This window comes from Streptomyces sp. NPDC051315 (genome assembly GCF_044455165.1).
Lineage (GTDB): Bacteria > Actinomycetota > Actinomycetes > Streptomycetales > Streptomycetaceae > Streptomyces.
Map to the genome: position 1 here is coordinate 268,538 of NZ_JBITEN010000003.1, position 17,246 is coordinate 285,783.

The 17,246-nt window shown below is 69.3% G+C and carries 17 protein-coding genes and 1 tRNA gene; 9 read left to right on the forward strand and 9 right to left on the reverse strand.

Annotated elements, in window-relative coordinates:
- Positions 1-169: 169 nt before the first annotated feature.
- The gene (locus ACIBBD_RS07560; RefSeq protein WP_399418360.1) at positions 170-718 is read right to left on the reverse strand and encodes a helix-turn-helix domain-containing protein; all 549 of its coding nucleotides are present in this window, start codon (positions 716-718) and stop codon (positions 170-172) included.
- 183 nt (positions 719-901) lie between these two features.
- Here ACIBBD_RS07560 and ACIBBD_RS07565 point away from each other — a divergent pair.
- Positions 902-974: transfer RNA gene (locus ACIBBD_RS07565), tRNA-Ala, on the forward strand.
- A 247-nt stretch (positions 975-1,221) separates the two neighbouring features.
- On the opposite strand, the gene ACIBBD_RS07570 is transcribed toward ACIBBD_RS07565, so the two are convergent.
- The gene (locus tag ACIBBD_RS07570) at positions 1,222-1,926 is read right to left on the reverse strand and encodes a DUF5324 family protein (protein WP_399418361.1); all 705 of its coding nucleotides are present in this window, start codon (positions 1,924-1,926) and stop codon (positions 1,222-1,224) included.
- Positions 1,927-2,262: 336 nt separating this feature from the next.
- Between ACIBBD_RS07570 and ACIBBD_RS07575 the strand changes: the two genes are divergently transcribed.
- Both ACIBBD_RS07575 and ACIBBD_RS07580 read left to right on the forward strand, forming a co-directional pair.
- A complete protein-coding gene (locus ACIBBD_RS07575) occupies positions 2,263-2,790 on the forward strand; it encodes a peptidylprolyl isomerase (RefSeq protein ID WP_399418362.1) in 528 nt (175 codons plus the stop codon).
- A 102-nt stretch (positions 2,791-2,892) separates the two neighbouring features.
- Positions 2,893-3,789 (forward strand): rhomboid family intramembrane serine protease, encoded by an 897-nt coding sequence (locus ACIBBD_RS07580; RefSeq protein WP_399418363.1) that lies wholly within the window; start codon positions 2,893-2,895, stop codon positions 3,787-3,789.
- Positions 3,790-4,045: 256 nt separating this feature from the next.
- Here the strand turns inward: ACIBBD_RS07580 and crgA are convergent, their stop codons facing one another.
- Positions 4,046-4,300 (reverse strand): cell division protein CrgA, encoded by a 255-nt coding sequence (gene crgA / locus ACIBBD_RS07585; protein ID WP_399418364.1) that lies wholly within the window; start codon positions 4,298-4,300, stop codon positions 4,046-4,048.
- A 141-nt stretch (positions 4,301-4,441) separates the two neighbouring features.
- Here crgA and ACIBBD_RS07590 point away from each other — a divergent pair, with 141 nt between their 5' ends.
- From ACIBBD_RS07590 to ACIBBD_RS07615, 6 genes are read left to right on the forward strand one after another with little or no spacing between them, the layout of a single operon-like run.
- The gene (locus ACIBBD_RS07590) at positions 4,442-5,230 is read left to right on the forward strand and encodes a DUF881 domain-containing protein (RefSeq protein ID WP_399418365.1); all 789 of its coding nucleotides are present in this window, start codon (positions 4,442-4,444) and stop codon (positions 5,228-5,230) included.
- 30 nt (positions 5,231-5,260) lie between these two features.
- Positions 5,261-5,950, forward strand: a complete 690-nt coding sequence (locus ACIBBD_RS07595; RefSeq protein WP_399418366.1) for a class E sortase — start codon at positions 5,261-5,263, stop codon at positions 5,948-5,950.
- A 52-nt stretch (positions 5,951-6,002) separates the two neighbouring features.
- Complete coding sequence (locus ACIBBD_RS07600; protein ID WP_363087685.1) at positions 6,003-6,164, forward strand: hypothetical protein; 162 nt, start codon at positions 6,003-6,005, stop codon at positions 6,162-6,164.
- The gene (locus ACIBBD_RS07605) at positions 6,161-6,799 is read left to right on the forward strand and encodes an aminodeoxychorismate/anthranilate synthase component II (protein WP_399418367.1); all 639 of its coding nucleotides are present in this window, start codon (positions 6,161-6,163) and stop codon (positions 6,797-6,799) included. The genes ACIBBD_RS07600 and ACIBBD_RS07605 overlap by 4 nt, the downstream gene beginning before the upstream one ends.
- Positions 6,718-7,818 carry a class E sortase gene (locus ACIBBD_RS07610; RefSeq protein WP_399418669.1) on the forward strand — a complete coding sequence of 367 codons (1,101 nt, stop codon included), beginning with the start codon at positions 6,718-6,720 and terminating at the stop codon, positions 7,816-7,818. The genes ACIBBD_RS07605 and ACIBBD_RS07610 overlap by 82 nt, the downstream gene beginning before the upstream one ends.
- A 6-nt stretch (positions 7,819-7,824) precedes the next feature.
- Positions 7,825-8,583: a class E sortase gene (locus ACIBBD_RS07615; RefSeq protein WP_399418368.1), complete on the forward strand. Its 759-nt coding sequence runs from the start codon at positions 7,825-7,827 to the stop codon at positions 8,581-8,583.
- Between the two features lie 103 nt (positions 8,584-8,686).
- Here ACIBBD_RS07615 and pknB read toward each other — a convergent pair whose 3' ends face one another.
- The 6 genes from pknB to ACIBBD_RS07645 form a co-directional block, all read right to left on the reverse strand.
- Positions 8,687-10,681 carry a Stk1 family PASTA domain-containing Ser/Thr kinase gene (gene pknB, locus ACIBBD_RS07620; protein WP_399418369.1) on the reverse strand — a complete coding sequence of 665 codons (1,995 nt, stop codon included), beginning with the start codon at positions 10,679-10,681 and terminating at the stop codon, positions 8,687-8,689.
- A gap of 169 nt (positions 10,682-10,850) precedes the next feature.
- The gene (locus ACIBBD_RS07625; protein WP_399418370.1) at positions 10,851-12,326 is read right to left on the reverse strand and encodes a penicillin-binding transpeptidase domain-containing protein; all 1,476 of its coding nucleotides are present in this window, start codon (positions 12,324-12,326) and stop codon (positions 10,851-10,853) included.
- Positions 12,323-13,762, reverse strand: coding sequence for an FtsW/RodA/SpoVE family cell cycle protein (locus ACIBBD_RS07630; protein WP_399418371.1), 1,440 nt, complete (start codon positions 13,760-13,762; stop codon positions 12,323-12,325). The genes ACIBBD_RS07625 and ACIBBD_RS07630 overlap by 4 nt, the downstream gene beginning before the upstream one ends.
- Before the next feature lie 27 nt (positions 13,763-13,789).
- Positions 13,790-15,313 carry a Stp1/IreP family PP2C-type Ser/Thr phosphatase gene (locus ACIBBD_RS07635; protein ID WP_399418372.1) on the reverse strand — a complete coding sequence of 508 codons (1,524 nt, stop codon included), beginning with the start codon at positions 15,311-15,313 and terminating at the stop codon, positions 13,790-13,792.
- Between the two features lie 132 nt (positions 15,314-15,445).
- Entirely contained in the window at positions 15,446-15,961 is a 516-nt protein-coding gene (locus ACIBBD_RS07640) for an FHA domain-containing protein (RefSeq protein ID WP_399418373.1), read from the reverse strand.
- 10 nt (positions 15,962-15,971) lie between these two features.
- A complete protein-coding gene (locus ACIBBD_RS07645; RefSeq protein WP_399418374.1) occupies positions 15,972-16,853 on the reverse strand; it encodes an FhaA domain-containing protein in 882 nt (293 codons plus the stop codon).
- Between the last annotated feature and the right edge of the window lie 393 nt (positions 16,854-17,246).

Sequence of the window (17,246 nt, forward strand, 5' to 3'; positions counted from 1 at the left end):
CGATACAACCCCCGTAACCAGCGATCCATCCCCCGTGATGAGCGGCCCATCCCCCGTCATGAGCGGCCCATCCCCCGTAACCAGCGATTCATCCCCCGTGGTGAGCGATACGCCCCCTGCGTCCCGCCGGCCCGGCTGCCGAACCCCCTTCGGTCACCGGGCCTTGGGCTCAGCTCTGGTGGGACTGGTAGTGCGCGACGGCGTCGGAGGTGCGGCCGGCGCCGTACACCCGGAGGAACTCCGCCAGTTCGGGGTGGCTCGGGGCGAGGGAGTCGGCGGCCTCGATGATGTCGCCGGCGGCGGCCACCGAGCGCAGCAGCGACTGGATCTCACGGACCACCCGCTTGACCGTGGGCGCCCCCGAACCGCTCGTCGTCTGCGTGGTGTTGCTGAGCACCGATCCCCCCTGCGACCTCTTGATCTCGTCCATGCGCTCGGTCGCCTCGGCGGCGCTGACGCTGCCGTCGGCGACCTGGGCCGCCAACTCCTGGAGCAGCTGCACGCGCTGCACCACGGCCGGGTTGCCGATCTTCGCCCGCTGGCCGCTCATCAGCTGCGACAGCATCGGCGCCGACAGACCCAGTACCCCCGCGAGACGAGCCTGGTTGAGGCCAAGATCGTCGATGAGCTTACGGAAGAGCGCCCCCAGCGGCTCCCCGTACCAGTTCCGCTGCAGTTCCCGCGCTCTCGCGGTGGCTTCCTGCTGTGCGGCGTCCATGTGCGTCTCCCCATCGCTTCCCCAGAAACCGCGGTTCGCTGTAGCGAACCACGCCGAGCATCTTACGGAGAGTGGTCATCCGCGGGGACCCCCAATCTTTTTGCTAGATCCGGGGGGTGACCCGGTACTCTGGTCTGCGGCGCCCGCCGGTACGCGGTTCCTCCGGCCGGACGCTTCTGTCGAGGGGCCTTAGCTCAGTTGGTAGAGCGCTGTCTTTGCATGGCAGATGTCAGGGGTTCGACTCCCCTAGGCTCCACAGCAGCAGAAACACCCCTTTCACCTCGGACGACGAGGTGAGAGGGGTGTTTCACGTGAAACGCCCTGCGATCGCTCGCGGTGCGTCGTGTCGCCGTACTTCCGGGTGGGCGCCTCAGCCGGGACGTCCGCGCCGAGGCCTCAGCGAGGGCCTCCGGCCTCTGCGAAGCCTCAGGCCTTCGAGCCTTCGGCGAAGCCCCAGGCCTCACCGAAGGCCTCCGGCTTCGGCGAAGGCCCTCAGTGCTGCCTCAGCTGCGGTCCTCGCGGTTCGCCGCTTCCTCCTCGGCCTCCTTGGCCTGCACCTCGGGGTCGAGGGCGGTCGTCGCGCCGGTGCCGTCCACCGAGGTCAGACCGCCTCCGGCGGGGACCTCCGTGGCGGCGGGCGGCTCGACCAGCCAGTCCGGGTTGGCCTGCTTGTCCCACCACTTCCAGGCCGCCATGGCGCCGGCGCCGACGACGCCCACCACGGCCAGGGCCTTGGCGAGCTTGCCCGCCCTGGCCCGGCGCCGGTGCTTGCGCACCAGCTTCTCGATCTCCTTGGGTGTCACCTGGCCGCGCAACGCGGCCAGTGCTGCGGCGCCCCGGGCAGCTGCCTCCGACGTCACGGGCCCGGCCACGGCCACGGCCTGTTCGATCTTGGGCCGGGAGTAGACGGCGGCCTGCCGGGCGGCAAGGCGCGTACGGGCGGCCGCCTCGTGTGCGGCCAGGTCGACCTTCGGCGGGACGTGCGCCCGAGCCTGCTCCAGGCGAGGGGCGACGTGAGCGTCGTAGTGGACGCGGGCCTGTCCGGCGGCCTGCGACACCTTGGGCGCGAGCCGTACGCGGGCCTCGTGCGCATAGAGCGCGGCCCTCTCCTTGGCCGTGTCGGCGTAGGGCGCCACCACTTCCGCGGCGTGCAGCACGCTGTCCTTCGCCGAACCGGTCGCGGCGCGCACGCTGTCGATGCGGGTCACGGGTTCCTCCTCCTCGGTGGCGTACGGTATTTCGACTTTCCACCCTTTTACGGATCATGCCTGCCGACGGCCGCCGGGGCATGCGCGGACGGGCATACGGGTGCCGAACGTCCCGATTTGTGGTGATCGGATACAAGAGGGGATGGATACGGGGCAACAGGAGCTTGTCGTCGACAATGCCACGGATCGGCTCCGCTCGCTCCCGTCCCGGACGACGCGGACGCTTTTCCGTACCCCGAAACGGCGTCTTACGGCGCGGGAGGAGGCCGCCGGGCGACGTAGCGCCCCGGGCGTGCGAGGATCGGGGGGTCACAGGAAGACAACGGAAGGCAGATCGTGGCCGAGCAGCTGTACGCCACCCTGAAGACCAACCACGGCGACATCGAGGTCCGGCTCTTCCCGGACCACGCCCCCAAGACGGTCAAGAACTTCGTCGACCTCGCCACCGGCGGGCGCGAGTGGACCCACCCCGCCACCGGTGAGAAGTCCTCGGCGAGGCTTTACGACGGCACGGTCTTCCACCGGGTGATCAGCGGATTCATGATCCAGGGCGGTGACCCGCTGGGCAACGGCACCGGCGGTCCCGGCTACCAGTTCGAGGACGAGTTCCACCCGGACCTGCGCTTCGACAAGCCCTACCTGCTGGCGATGGCCAACGCGGGTCCGGGCACCAACGGCTCGCAGTTCTTCATCACCGTCGCCCCGACGGCGTGGCTGAACCGCAAGCACACCATCTTCGGCGAGGTCACCGACGCGGCCAGCCAGAAGGTCATCGACACCATCGCGAGCACGCAGACCAACCCGCGGACCGACCGGCCGCTCAACGACGTCGTCATCGAGTCGGTCGTCGTCGAGCAGCGCTGACCGCCCGCCTGACGCACGGTTCCCCCCGGGGAACCAATTGCCCCGCTCGTCCGTATGGATGAGCGGGGCAAAGGCTTGCATACGACGACTCTGGGGGACCCCATGGACCAGGCGCCCGGCAGCCGCCAGGACGACGCCCACAGCGGCCTGCCCACCTGCTACCGGCACGCCGACCGTGAGACCGGCGTGCGCTGCACCCGCTGTGAGCGTCCGATCTGCCCCGAGTGCATGGTCAGTGCCTCCGTCGGTTTCCAGTGCCCCGACTGCGTCCGCGACGGGTCGGGCACGGGCCACGCGCCCTCGGCGTCCCGCCCGCGCACGCTCGCGGGGGGCACCGTCGCCGCCGACCCCCGCCTGGTCACCAAGGTCCTGATCGGTCTCTGCCTCGCCGCGTTCCTGGTCCAGCTCTCCGTCGGCGACCGCTTCACCGACAGCTTCGACCTGCTCGGACGCGCCTACATCCCCCTCCTCGGCGAGGTCGGGGGCGTCGCGGAGGGCGAGTGGTACCGGCTGCTGACCTCGATGTTCCTGCACGGCAGCTACATCCACATCGTCTTCAACATGCTCAGCCTGTGGTGGCTCGGCGGCCCTCTCGAAGAGGCCCTCGGCCGCGCCCGCTACCTGGCGCTCTACTTCGTCTCCGGCCTCGCGGGGAGCGCGCTGACCTACCTCCTCGCCGCCCCGAACCAGCCCTCGCTGGGTGCCTCGGGCGCCGTCTTCGGCCTCTTCGGCGCCACCGCCGTCCTGATGCGGCGGATGCGCTACGACATGCGGCCGATCATCGCCCTGCTGGTGATCAACCTGATCTTCACCTTCAGCCCGGGCTTCAACATCTCCTGGCAGGCCCACATCGGCGGTCTCGTGGCCGGCGTCGTCATCGGGTACGGCATGGTCCACGCCCCGCGCGAGCGGCGGGTGCTGGTGCAGGGCGGCGCCTGTGCGCTGGTGCTCGCCGTGGCCGTGGTGATGACCCTTCTGAGGACCGGTCAGCTCACCTGAGCGACCTTGTGTCCACAGAGTGCCCGATCTTGTGCACAGCGTGCGGGAACAGGTGTGCCCCCCGCCATCGACCGGGTATTTTCGCTGGTCAGGCGGGGGGCGAACAGTCTGGCGGAGGCCGGTGTGTCAGTCGTACCGGTGTCAACCCCCGACGGGTTATCCACAGATCGTCTTTCTTTTCCCCAGGCGGGGTGTGGAAATCTGCCGAGGTTGTGGATAACTCAGCGAACAGCCGTGGGGAGAGGTGGCCGGGAGGCTACTTCCACTGGGTGGAGACGCCGAATCCGGCGGCGATGAAGCCGAAGCCCACCACGATGTTCCAGTTGCCGAGCTGGTCGATGGGCAGGGATCCGTCGGTCACGTAGAACACGACGATCCAGGCCAGCCCGATGAGGAACATGGCCAGCATCACCGGCGCGACCCAGGCACGGCTGTTCAGCTTGATCGCGGTCGCCTGCTTCGACGGCGGCGGCGTGTAATCGGCCTTCTTGCGGATACGTGACTTCGGCACGAGGGTCTCTCCTGTCGATGCGCTGCGTGGCCGCGCAGGGAACTGGGTCGGGCTCGGGGCAGCGTACAAGGGGACACTGAGCGCTCCCCCGGGCGTCCGTTAGCGTAGTGCTTCTACGGCGCCGAAGGAGATAAGGGTACGTTGAGCAATTCTGCCGACTCCCCCGGGACGGGTTCAACGGGTTCCGCTCCCGTCCGCCGGCCCCGCCTCCGGCCGGTGCGGGTGCTCACCGTGGGCGTCTTCGCCCTCGCGGGGCTCATTTTCTTCACCAGTTTCAACACGGCCAAGGGCACCAACATCCGTACGGACACGTCCCTGCTGAAGCTGTCGGACCTGATCCAGGAACGCAGTCACAAGAACGGCGAACTGGACGAGTCCAACGCGGCCCTGCGCGACGACGTCGAGTCACTGGCCGACGCCGACGACGGCAGCACGAAGGCCGAGGACGACAAGCTCGCCCGTCTGGAGAAGGCAGCGGGCACACAGGCGGTCAAGGGCAAGGCGATCACGGTCACGCTCAACGACGCCCCGCCGAACGCCACCGCCAAGCTCCCCGGCTATCCCGAGCCGCAGCCCGACTACCTGGTCATCCACCAGCAGGACCTCCAGGCCGTGGTCAACGCCCTCTGGCAGGGCGGGGCCCAGGGCATCAAGGTCATGGACCAGCGGCTGATCTCCACCAGCGCCGTGCGCTGCGTGGGCAACACCCTGATCCTCCAGGGCCGCGTCTACTCCCCGCCGTACAAGATCCAGGCCGTCGGCGACCCGGAGAAGCTGAAGCAGGCGCTCGCGGACTCGCCGGCGATCCAGAACTACATGGTGTACGTCAACGTCTACGGGCTCGGCTGGAAAGTCAGCGAGGACGGCACGGTGACTCTGCCGGGTTACTCGGGCACAGTGGATCTGCACTACGCGAAGCCAGTGGAGTAGCCGGAAGTAGCCGCCTTACGGGAGCCGCCGGTGCGCGTGATCGTCCGGACCGTCAGCGAGCTGTGCGTCACCGTCGGCACCGTGATCGTGCTCTTCGTCGTTCACGTGCTGTTCTGGACGGGCGTGAAGGCCGACCACGTCATGGACGACCAGGTCGACCGCCTGCAGGACCGGTGGGCGGGGGAGCCCGTGCCGGCCCGCGCGCCGGCGCCCGGCGCGTCGGCGAGCCCCGCACCGCCGAAGCCGTACCGGAACGGTGAGCCTTTCGCGATCATGTACATCCCGCGGTTCGGTTTCACGTGGAACAAGCCCGTGCTCGAGGGGACGGCCACCGGCACCCTGAAGAAGGGGCTCGGCCACTACGCGGGGACCGCGCGGCTCGGGCAGACCGGCAACTTCTCCGTCGCCGGCCACCGCCGCACCCACGGCGACCCCTTCAAGGACTTTCCGAGGCTGCGGCGCGGGGACGCGGTGGTGCTCACCGACGGGACGACGTGGTTCACGTATCGCGTCGACCGAGGCCCTTTCAGAACAGTGCCCACGGACGTCGAGGTGATCGGCCCTGTGCCACGTAAGTCGGGGTATACGCGTCCCGGGCGCTATCTGACGCTGACCACGTGCGAACCCGAGTGGGGGCACAGTCACCGGCTGATCGTCTGGGCGCACCTGGACTCCACACAGCCTGTGGAGGCAGGCAAACCGAAGGCTCTGCGCCGTTAGTCTGGTGACGTACGGCGTGAGTCTGGTGCCGTGGTGCGACGGAAGGGACGGCATGTACGGCTGGATCTGGCGGCATCTGCCGGGAAACGCCTTGGTGAAGGCGCTGATCTCGATCGTGCTGGTTCTGGCCGTGGTGTATGCCCTGTTCCAGTACGTCTTCCCGTGGGCCGAACCGCTGCTTCCCTTCAACGATGTGACGGTGGACAACCAGTGAGCGCGCGCATTCTCGTCGTCGACAACTACGACAGCTTCGTCTTCAACCTGGTCCAGTACCTGTACCAGCTGGGCGCCGAGTGCGAGGTCCTGCGCAACGACGAGGTCTCCACGGCCCACGCCCAGGACGGCTTCGACGGTGTCCTGCTCTCCCCGGGCCCGGGCACCCCCGAGGAGGCCGGGGTCTGCGTCGACATGGTCCGCCACTGCGCGGCGACCGGCGTACCCGTCTTCGGCGTCTGCCTGGGCATGCAGTCGATGCAGGTGGCGTACGGCGGCGTGGTCGACCGGGCGCCTGAGCTGCTGCACGGCAAGACGTCGCTGGTGGAACACGAGGGCAAGGGTGTCTTCGCCGGACTGCCCTCGCCCTTCACGGCGACCCGCTACCACTCCCTGGCGGCCGAGCCGGCGACGGTCCCGGACGAACTGCTGGTCACCGCCCGTACGCACGACGGCATCATCATGGGCCTACGCCACCGGGAGCTGCCCGTCGAGGGCGTGCAGTTCCACCCGGAGTCGGTGCTGACCGAGCACGGGCACCGGATGCTGGCCAACTGGCTGGTGGAGTGCGGCGACCAGGGTGCGGTGGCGAGGTCGGCGGGGCTGGCCCCGGTGGTGGGCAGGGCCACGGCGTGACCGCGCTGCGCCCCGAGCGCGAGGACTTGTACGGCGGGGGGCCGTACGAGCCTCCCATCGACGATGAGACGGTGGCCCTGCGGATACCGCAGCCGCCCGAGTCCGTGTTCGGCGGCGAGCCCCTATCCGCTTCTGAGGCCCCAGTGGCCTCCCCTGCCACTGGAATCACCCCGGGCGGCCGAGCGGCCCGCAGAAAGGCCGCCAAGGGCCGCCATGGGCGTCACGGCGGCGCCTCCTCGGAAACGGCACACTCGGCGGCCTCACACTCGGCGGCCTCCCGCTCGGCGGCGTCGGAGCCGCGCCCGCTCTCACGGGTGGAGGCCCGCCGGCAGGCGCGGGCCCGCAAGCCGAGCGCGGCCGTGGTCGCCAGCCGTGCCGTCGGCGAGGTGTTCATCACCACCGGCGTGCTGATGCTGCTGTTCGTCACCTACCAGCTGTGGTGGACGAACGTCCGGGCGCACGCGCAGGCGGACCAGGAGGCCAGCAGCCTCCAGGACGACTGGGCCAACGGAAAGCGCAACCCGGGGACCTTCTCGCCGGGGCAGGGCTTCGCCATCCTGCACATCCCCAAGCTGGACGTGGTGGTGCCGATCGCCGAGGGCATCAGCAACAAGAGGGTGCTCGACAAGGGCATGGTCGGGCATTACGGCGAAGGCGCGCTGAAGACGGCCATGCCCGACGCCAAGACCGGGAACTTCGGGCTCGCGGGCCACCGCAACACGCACGGCGAACCGTTCCGGTACATCAACAGGCTCCAGCCCGGCGACGCGATCGTCGTCGAGACGCAGGACGAGTACTACGTCTACAAGATGGCGTCGATGCTGCCGGTGACCTCACCGAGCAATGTGAGCGTCCTCGAGCCGGTGCCGCCGGACTCCGGATTCACCGGGCCGGGCCGGTACATCACCCTGACGACGTGCACACCGGAGTTCACCAGCAAGTACCGGTTGATCGTCTGGGGCAAGATGGTCGAGGAACGGCCGCGCAGCAAGGGCAAGCCGGATGCGCTCGTCGAGTAGGGACAGATGACCGTGGCAGCGACCACCGACGACACTGAGCACGCAGAGCACCCCGACGCGACCGCGTCCCCGCCCGCGCCACGGCGCCGCGGCGGGCGGATCGCCCTGGCGGTCGGTCTCTTCGGCGAACTCCTCATCACGGCCGGGCTGGTGCTCGGCCTCTTCGTCGTCTACTCCCTGTGGTGGACCAACGTCCTCGCCGACCGCAAGGCGGACCGGCAGGGCGACAAGGTCCGCGACACCTGGGCCCAGGAGGACACCGGCCCCGGCGCGCTCGACACCAGGAACGGCATCGGCTTCCTGCACGTGCCCGCCATGAAGAACGGCGAGGTCCTGGTCGAGAAGGGCACCTCCTCGAAGATCCTCAACGACGGCGTCGCCGGCTACTACACCGACCCGGTCAAGGCCACGCTGCCCACGACCGGCAAGGACGGCAACTTCTCCCTGGCCGCCCACCGCGACGGTCACGGCGCGAAGTTCCACAACATCGACAAGCTGAAGAAGGGCGACCCGATCGTCTTCGAGACGCGGGACAACTGGTACGTCTACACGGTGTACGCCGTCCTGCCCGAGACCTCGAAGTACAACGTCGAGGTCCTCGGCGCCGTCCCGGAGGAGTCCGGCAAGAAGAAGGCCGGCAAGTACATCACCCTGACCACCTGCACGCCCGTCTACACGAGCCGGTACCGGTACGTCGTGTGGGGCGAGCTGAAGCGCGTGGAGAAGGTGGACGCGGACCGGACCCCGCCCGAGGAGCTGGGCTGAGGGAAGCGCCGCGGGAAGCGCGTCCTGAGACGACTTCGGGCCCTGCCGGTCGATCCGGCAGGGCCCGAAGTCTTCGCCTGGGAGACGGCGGGTGGCGGTGGGGTCAGTCGTCCCCGTCGGTTCCTCCGAAGAAGATCGTCCCGCCGTTGTTGTTGCCGCCGTTGTTGTTGTTCCCGTTGCCGCCGCCGACGGTGACCAGGTTGACCGTCTGGCCCTTGTTCACCGTGCTGCCCGGCTGCGGGTCGGAGCTGAGGACGACGGCGTTGTCGTCGTTGGAGCCGGTGACGTTGCCGACGTTGAGGCCAGCATCCTGGATGGCCTTCTTGGCGTCCTTCAGGCTCAGGCCCGCGAGGTTGCCCGGGACCTGGGTCTGGGAGCTGCGGCCGATCTGGATCTGGACCGTCGAGCCCTTGTCGGCCTGGGAGTTGGCCGACGGCGTGGTCTGGATGACCTTGCCGACCAGGTTCTGGTCCTGGGTGTCGACCTCGACGCAGTTGCCGACGAGGTTGTTGGCCTCCATCTGCACCTTGGCCTCGTCACAGGTCTTGCCGGAGACGTCGGGAACGGTCGCCTTCTCCTCCGCCTTGGCGATGGTGAGGGTGATCGTGGATCCCTTCTCCACCTCGGTGCCCAGCTCGGGGTCCTGGGACAGCACCGTGCCGGGCTCCTGCGGGGAGACCTCCTCCTTGGTCTCGACGACGAACTCGTACTTGTCGCCCTCCAGCAGCGTCTTGGCCTCTTCCAGGCTCTTGCCGGTGGCGTTGGGCACGGCCACCTTCGGCGCGCCCGTCGAGACGACGAGGTTCACGGTGTCGCCCTTGTTGACGTCGGCGCCGGCCGCGGGGTCCTGTTCGCAGACGCTGCCCTTGGGCTGGGCCTCGCACGGCTTGTTGGTGACCTGCACCGTCAGCTCGACGTTGGTGGCCATCGTGCGGGCGCGTTCCTCGGTCTGGCCGACGAAGTTCGGGGCCGCGAACGGCTTGTCCGTGGCGCCGCCGCCGAAGGCCCACTTGCCGATCAGGATCGCGCCGACGAGCACCAGCACCGCCGCGACGACCAGCAGGATCGTCGAGGTGTTGGACTTCTTCTGGCGCCGCCGGTCGGGGCGGTCGTCGTAGCCGAAGCCGCCGTCGTCGGGGCTCATCGGGGGCAGCATCGAGGTGGCGCCGGCGTCGGTGGAGCGCAGGGCCGTGGTCGGCTGGTCGTCGGGGTAGCCGCCGTAGCCGACCGAGCCCATCGCCGCCGTGGCCGCGACCGGCTGACCGTCGAGGCAGGCCTCGATGTCGGCGCGCATCTCGTCGGCGGACTGGTAGCGGTAGTTCGGGTCCTTGACCAGCGCCTTCAGCACGATCGCGTCCATCTCGGGCGTGATCTCGGGGTCGAAGACGCTCGGCGCCTGCGGCTCCTCACGGACGTGCTGGTAGGCCACGGCCACGGGGGAGTCGCCGACGAAGGGCGGGCGGACGGTCAGCAGCTCGTAGAGCAGACAGCCCGTGGAGTACAGGTCGGAGCGGGCGTCGACCTGCTCACCCTTGGCCTGCTCCGGGGAGAGGTACTGGGCGGTGCCGATGACGGCCGCCGTCTGCGTCATCGTCATGCCGGCGTCGCCCATGGCGCGGGCGATGCCGAAGTCCATCACCTTGACCTGGCCGTTGCGCGTCAGCATGACGTTCGCCGGCTTGATGTCACGGTGGACGATGCCGGCCCGGTGCGAGTACTCCAGGGCCTGGAGGATGCCGATCGTCATCTCCAGCGTCCGCTCCGGCAGCAGCTTGCGGCCGGAGTGCAGCAGCTCACGCAGGGTGGAGCCGTCGACGTACTCCATGACGATGTACGGGATCGAGACCCCGTCGATGTAGTCCTCGCCCGTGTCGTAGACCGCGACGATCGCGGGATGGTTGAGCGAGGCGGCCGACTGGGCCTCCCGGCGGAACCGGGCCTGGAAGGAAGGGTCGCGCGCGAGGTCCACGCGCAGCGTCTTCACCGCCACGGTGCGGCCGAGGCGGGTGTCATGCGCGAGGTAGACCTCGGCCATGCCACCACGGCCGAGCACATGGCCCAGCTCGTACCGGCCGCCGAGGCGACGCGGCTCTTCCATAGCTACCTACCAGCCCTCTCCGTCGGTCCCGACCGGCACACGTGTGCGGCCGGAGGCTACCGTCCGGGCATACCGTACCCGGACGGCGCTGTGTGACCTGGCCAAGCCCGTCACCCGATACAGGACCGGTATCGCAACGTGCACCGATGTGTAGGCGACGTGATCGGGGTCACTTCTTGCTGCCGATGACTGCTTCCATCACAGCCTTCGCGATGGGGGCCGCCAGACCGCCACCGCTGATGTCGTCACGGTTGGCCGAGCCGTCCTCGACGACGACGGCGACGGCGACCGGCGCGCTGCCGTCGGACAGCTTCGCGTAGGAGATGAACCAGGCGTACGGCTTCTCGCTGTTGTTCAGGCCGTGCTGGGCGGTACCGGTCTTGCCGCCGACCGTGACGCCGTTGATCTTCGCCTTGCCGCCGGTGCCCTGGGGATCGTTGACGACCGTCTCCATCATCTGCTGGAGCTTCTGCGCGGTCTCGGAGGAGACGGCCTGCGACAGCTCCTGCGGCTCGGTCGTCTCGATGGTGTCGAGGTTCGCGGCCTTCAGCTGGTCGACCATGTACGGCTTCATCAGCTTGCCGTCGTTGGCGACGGCCGCGGCGACCATGGCCATCTGCAGCGGGGTGGCGCGGTTGGAGGCCTGGCCGATGCCGTCCATGGCGTTCTGCGGCCGGTTGTCCTCCGGGTAGACGCTCTCCGCGGCGCGGACCGGGGTGTCCAGCTCCGCGTCGTTGTAGCCGAACTTCTCCGCCTGCTCGATCATCTTCTCGTTGCCGACGGTGTCGGACATCTTCGCGAAGACGGTGTTGCAGGACACCATCAGGGCGTACCGCAGGGAGGCGTTCTCGCACTCGCCGTGCTCGTTGGTGAGGGGCGTGGTCGACTGCGGCAGCGGGTAGGGGTCCGGCGTCTTCGTGGCGTCGTCGATGCCCGAGACCACGCCGTTCTCCAGCGCGGCGGCCGCGGTGACGACCTTGAACGTCGAACCCGGCGGGTACGTCTCGCGCAGGGCCCGGTTCAGCATCGGGTCGTCGGGGTTGTTCTCCTTCTGGACGGCCTTCCAGGCCTTGGCGTCCGCGTCGGAGGTGCCCGCGAACTTCGACGGGTCGTACGACGGGGTGGAGGCCAGCGCCAGGATCTTGCCGGTGGACGGCTCGATCGCGGCGACGGCGCCCTTGCCACGCTCCTTCAGCCCCTCGTACGCGGCCTTCTGCGCGGCGGCGTTGAGGGTGGTGACGACGCTGCCGCCCTCCTTCTTCTTGCCCGTGATCATGTCGAGCGTGTTGCGGAAGAAGAGCCGGTCGTCGTTGCCGGTGAGGATGCCGTCCTCGAGCTTCTCCAGCTGGTTGGCGCCGAAGGCCTGCGAGGAGTAGCCGGTGACCGGCGCCCACATGGCGCCGTTCGTCCAGGTGCGCTTGAACTTGTAGTCGCCGCTGGTGTTCTCCACCGATCCGGTGATGGCCTTGCCGTCGACGATGATGTCGCCGCGCGGGGTCGCGTAGCGCGCGATGTTGACGCGGCGGTTCTCGTCGTCGGTCGCCAGGTCGTTGGCCTTGGCGTACTGGAGCCAGTTGTCGCGGATGAGCAGGGTGAGGATCAACAGTCCGCAGAAGATCGCGATCCGGCGCAGGGGCTTGTTCATGACGGGCGGACCACCTGGGTCATCTCGGCGTCGGGGTTGGAGGCGGGGGCGGGGGCCGGGCGGCGCGCGGTGTCGCTGATCCTGATGAGGATGCCGATCAGCGCCCAGTTGGCGATGACGGACGAACCGCCGTACGCCAGGAAGGGCATCGTCATACCGGTGAGCGGGATGAGGCCCATCACACCGCCGGCGACGACGAACACCTGGAGGGCGAAGGCGCCGGACAGGCCGATGGCGAGCAGCTTGCCGAACGGGTCGCGGGCGGCGAGGGCGGTGCGCACGCCGCGCTCCACGATCAGGCCGTACAGCAGCAGCAGCGCCATCACGCCGGCCAGGCCCAGCTCCTCGCCGAAGGTCGCGAGGATGAAGTCGGAGTTGGCGGCGAAGCGGATCAGCTCGGAGTGGCCCTGGCCCCAGCCGGTGCCGAGGGTGCCGCCGGAGCCGAACGCCCACAGCGCCTGCATGGCCTGCTCGGAGTGGCCCGCCTGGCCCTGCCGGGAGAGCGTGTACTCCTTCATCGGGTCGAGCCAGGCCTGGACACGCTGCTGGACGTGCGGTTCGAAGCTGGCCACGCCGACCGCGCCGGCGGCCGACATCAGCAGACCGAAGACGATCCAGCTGGTCCGCTCGGTGGCGACGTACAGCATGATGACGAACATTCCGAAGAACAGCAGCGAGGTGCCGAGGTCCGTCTCGAAGACCAGGATGAGGATCGAGATGAACCAGACCACCAGGATCGGGCCGAGGTCGCGGCCACGCGGCAGGTACAGGCCCATGAAGCGGCGGCTGGCCAGCGCGAGCGCGTCGCGCTTCACCATCAGGTAGCCGGCGAAGAAGATCGCGAGCACGATCTTGGCGAACTCGCCGGGCTGGATGGAGAAGCTGCCGACCTGGATCCAGATCTTGGCGCCGTAGATGTTCTTGCCGAGGCCCGGCACCAGCGGCAGCAGCAGCAGGAACAGCGCGCCGACCATGGAGATGTAGGTGTAGCGCTGCAGGACGCGGTGGTCCTTGAGGAAGATCAGCACCACGACGAAGAAGGCGATGCCCATCGCCGTGTACATCAGCTGGCGCGGTGCGGCCGTCCCGGCCTGCTGGATGGACTGCAGCAGCTCGGACTGGTCGAGACGCCAGATGGCGACGAGTCCCAGTCCGTTCAGCAGCGTGGCCAGCGGCAGCAGCAGCGGGTCGGCGTACGGCGCGAACTTGCGGACCACGAGGTGGGCGACGCCGGCCAGCAGGCCGAGTCCCAGGCCGTAGGCGAGCAGGCCGGACGGCACCTGCTCGTTGATGGCGAGGCCCACGTTGGCGTAGGCGAACACCGGGATGACGACGGCGAACACCAGGAGCGCGAGCTCGGTGTTGCGCCGGCTCGGTGTACCGATCGAGCCGATCGTGGACGTGTGGTGCGTCGGCGTGTTGGTTGTACTGCTCATCGTGTGACGGGGCCTCTCACGGCTTGCCTACTGCTTACCGCACAGCGAGACGACCTTCTGCTCTTCCTCCGAGAGGGTGGGGCCGGGGCTGGGAGTGGCGGTCGCGGTTGCGGTCGGGGACGCGGACACCGAGGGACTCGGTGTCGCCTTGGACGTGAGGGAGGAGGGAGTGGTTCCCGTGGTGCCCCCGGCCTCGCCCTCGCCGGTCTTGGAGGTCTTCTGGCTCCGGGCCGTGGCCGACTCCACCTGCTTCTTGCACGCGGAGGCCTGCACGGCCAGCTCGCCGATCTTCTTCCGGGCGCTGGACAGGCTGCCCGCGGGGATCGTCGCCTCGACCTGCTTCTGCTGGTACTCGGGGAGGTACTTGAGTTCGATCTCGGGGTGGTCCTTCTCCACCTCCGAGAGCGAGACCCAGGCCAGGTCCTGGCTGATGCCGCGGTACAGCGCGAGGTGCTCGCCCTTGGTGCCGACGTAGTACTGCGTCTGCGTCCAGCGCCAGCCGCCGTACAGCCCGCCGCCGATGACGGCGAGCGTGAGGGCGGTGTAGAACGATCTCTTCAGCCACTTGCGGCTCTTGCGGGGCTTGACGAAGTCGTCGTCGGTGTAGTCGCCGAAACCGCCGGTGGGGATGAACCCGGTCACGTCACCGGAGCCGGGCGGGCCGAACTCACCGCCCCCGCCGTGTCCCTGGCCCTGGCGGCCGAGGCCGGCGGCGCGGCCGGCCGGGGTCTGCATGATGCCGTTGTCGTGCAGCTGGTGCTGGTTCTCGGCGACGGCGCCGACCACGACCGGGGTGTCGGACAGCTGCCCGGCGAGGGTGTCGCCGGTGTCGAGGTCGAGGACGTCGGCGACGATGACGGTGATGTTGTCGGGGCCGCCGCCGCGCAGCGCGAGCTGGATCAGCTCCTGCACGGTCTCCTGCGGGCCCTGGTAGCTGGCGAGGGTGTCCTCGAGGGTCTGGTGGGAGACCACCCCGGACAGCCCGTCGGAGCAGATCAGGTAGCGGTCGCCGGCCCGGACCTCACGGATCGACAGATCGGGCTCGACGTGCTCGCCGCTGCCCAACGCCCGCATCAGCAGGGAGCGTTGGGGGTGGGTGGTGGCCTCTTCCTCGGTGATGCGGCCCTCGTCGACCAGCCGCTGCACCCAGGTGTGGTCCTGGGTGATCTGCGTCAGCACGCCGTCGCGCAGCAGGTAGGCGCGCGAGTCGCCGACGTGGACCAGGCCGAGTCGCTGGCCCGTCCACAGCAGCGCGGTCAGTGTCGTCCCCATGCCTTCGAGCTGGGGGTCCTCCTCGACCATGGCGCGCAGCTGGTCGTTGGCGCGCTGGACGGCCGCGCCGAGCGAGGTGAGCACGTCCGAGCCGGGCACGTCGTCGTCGAGCGCGACGATCGTGGAGATCGCCTCGGAGGAGGCGACCTCACCGGCGGCGGCGCCGCCCATGCCGTCGGCGATGGCGAGCAGTCGCGGACCGGCGTAACCGGAGTCCTCGTTGCCCTCCCGGATCATCCCCTTGTGCGATCCGGCGGCGAAGCGCAGTGACAGACTCATGCCCACCTCGCCCGTCGGCCCCGGGTACAGCCGGTCGTGTCGAGCCACACTGCCCACCCTCCGGTCGGGAGCGCGCCGGGGCCCGGGGTGCCGGCCGCCGTTGCGTGCTCGCTCCGCTCGCTCATTGTCGTACTACTTCCGCAGCTCGATGACGGTCTTGCCGATACGGATCGGCGCGCCCAGCGGGATCGGTGTGGGAGTCGTCAGCCGCGTTCGGTCGAGGTACGTGCCGTTGGTGGAGCCCAGGTCCTCGACGATCCACTGGCCGTCGCGGTCCGGGTAGATCCTGGCATGGCGGCTGGAGGCGTAGTCGTCGTCCAGCACGATCGTGCTGTCGTGCGCGCGGCCCAGCGTGATCGTCTGGCCCTGGAGCGCGACGGTGGTGCCGGTGAGGGTGCCCTCGGTCACCACGAGCTTGGAGGGGGCGTTACGGCGCTGGCGGCCACCGGCGGCCTGCTGGCGCTGCTGCGGGGGCGCGGCCTGCCGGGCGGCGGCCTGCTGCGGGCGCGCGCTCTCCCGGCGCGAGCCGCGCTGGGTGACGCGCGTACCGAACAGGTCGCTGCGGATGACCTGCACGGCCACGATCACGAACAGCCACAGTACGGCCAGGAAACCCAGCCGCATGACCGTGAGGGTCAGCTCTGACATTGCCCCCGCTTCACCCTTCGGCTTGCCTATAGATAACGGTGGTGCTGCCCACGACGATCCGCGAGCCGTCGCGGAGCGTAGCGCGGGTGGTGTGCTGCCCGTCCACCACGATGCCGTTGGTGGATCCGAGATCCTGGATCGTCGAGGGCGTTCCGGTCCGGATCTCGCAGTGCCTGCGGGAGACGCCGGGGTCGTCGATCCGCACGTCGGCCTCGGTGCTGCGGCCCAGGACGAGCGTCGGGCGGGAGATCTGGTGGCGGTTGCCGTTGATCTCGATCCAGTGCCGGGTGCGGGATCCGGGCTGCGGGGCGCCGGCCAGGCCGCCGCCCGCGGCCGCGCCGGGGCGCTGGGCCCCCGCGGCGGGCGGGTAGCCGTAGCCGCCGGGGCGGGCGCCGGGGGCGCCGGGCGGCGGCGCGGACGGCATGGGCGGTGCGGCGGGGGCGCCGGCGGGCGGGTAGCCGTAGCCGCCGGGGCGCTGGCCGCCGGCCGGCGCGCGCTCGGGGGCCTGCTGGCTGCTGGAGGAGGCGAGCGTACGGCTGCGCACCCGGTACAGGCCGGTGTCGAGGTCGTCCGCCTTCTCCAGGGTGACCTTGATCGGCCCCATGAAGGTGTAGCGCTGCTGCTTGGCGTAGTCGCGCACCATGCCGGCGAGCTCGTCGCCGAGCTGGCCGGAGTAGGGGCTCAGGCGCTCGTGGTCCGGCGCGCTGAGCTCCACGATGAAGTCGTTGGGCACGACCGTGCGGTCGCGGTTCCAGATCGTCGCGTTGTTGTCGCACTCGCGCTGGAGCGCTCCCGCGATCTCGACGGGCTGGACCTCGGACTTGAAGACCTTGGCGAAGGTGCCGTTGACCAGACCCTCGAGACGCTGCTCGAACTTCTTCAGGACTCCCATGGGGCACCTCCTCCGTCGTGACTTGCGTCCCGCGTCCTGCTGCTTACCTGGTACTGCTTACTGATCGTATCCACGCGCCGGTGAATCGGCTGGTTCCCCCTGTCGGCCCCGTCGACGGGTGTCGACACCCTCCTCTGTACCTGCTTATGCCCAGGATCGTAGAGGCGGCCGAGGACCAGTGTCCCGCACCTGACTGTGGACCTCGTCCGGCTCCGGGGGAGACGGCCGTCATAGGTACGAGGTTGATACGTGAACCGGTTGCCGCCGAGACGTACGGAGGTTGCCGGACGCCTTCCTGGTGTCCCCCTGCCCCGGGGGAAGGGATGTGAACGCACCCTGCCCAGCGTGCTAATGTTCTGCATGTCGGAAGGCGCCGCCGGGCCGAAAAGCCCA

Excerpts from the sequence above, each read along its gene's own strand:
- ACIBBD_RS07625 (WP_399418370.1), bottom strand. The coding sequence starts at position 12,326 with ATGAACAAGCCCCTGCGCCGGATCGCGATCTTCTGCGGACTGTTGATC.
- ACIBBD_RS07580 (WP_399418363.1), top strand. The coding sequence starts at position 2,893 with ATGGACCAGGCGCCCGGCAGCCGCCAGGACGACGCCCACAGCGGCCTG.
- ACIBBD_RS07640 (WP_399418373.1), bottom strand. The coding sequence starts at position 15,961 with ATGTCAGAGCTGACCCTCACGGTCATGCGGCTGGGTTTCCTGGCCGTA.
- ACIBBD_RS07560 (WP_399418360.1), bottom strand. The coding sequence starts at position 718 with ATGGACGCCGCACAGCAGGAAGCCACCGCGAGAGCGCGGGAACTGCAG.
- ACIBBD_RS07645 (WP_399418374.1), bottom strand. The coding sequence starts at position 16,853 with ATGGGAGTCCTGAAGAAGTTCGAGCAGCGTCTCGAGGGTCTGGTCAAC.
- ACIBBD_RS07635 (WP_399418372.1), bottom strand. The coding sequence starts at position 15,313 with ATGAGTCTGTCACTGCGCTTCGCCGCCGGATCGCACAAGGGGATGATC.
- pknB (WP_399418369.1), bottom strand. The coding sequence starts at position 10,681 with ATGGAAGAGCCGCGTCGCCTCGGCGGCCGGTACGAGCTGGGCCATGTG.
- ACIBBD_RS07615 (WP_399418368.1), top strand. The coding sequence starts at position 7,825 with ATGACCGTGGCAGCGACCACCGACGACACTGAGCACGCAGAGCACCCC.
- ACIBBD_RS07630 (WP_399418371.1), bottom strand. The coding sequence starts at position 13,762 with ATGAGCAGTACAACCAACACGCCGACGCACCACACGTCCACGATCGGC.
- ACIBBD_RS07600 (WP_363087685.1), top strand. The coding sequence starts at position 6,003 with ATGTACGGCTGGATCTGGCGGCATCTGCCGGGAAACGCCTTGGTGAAG.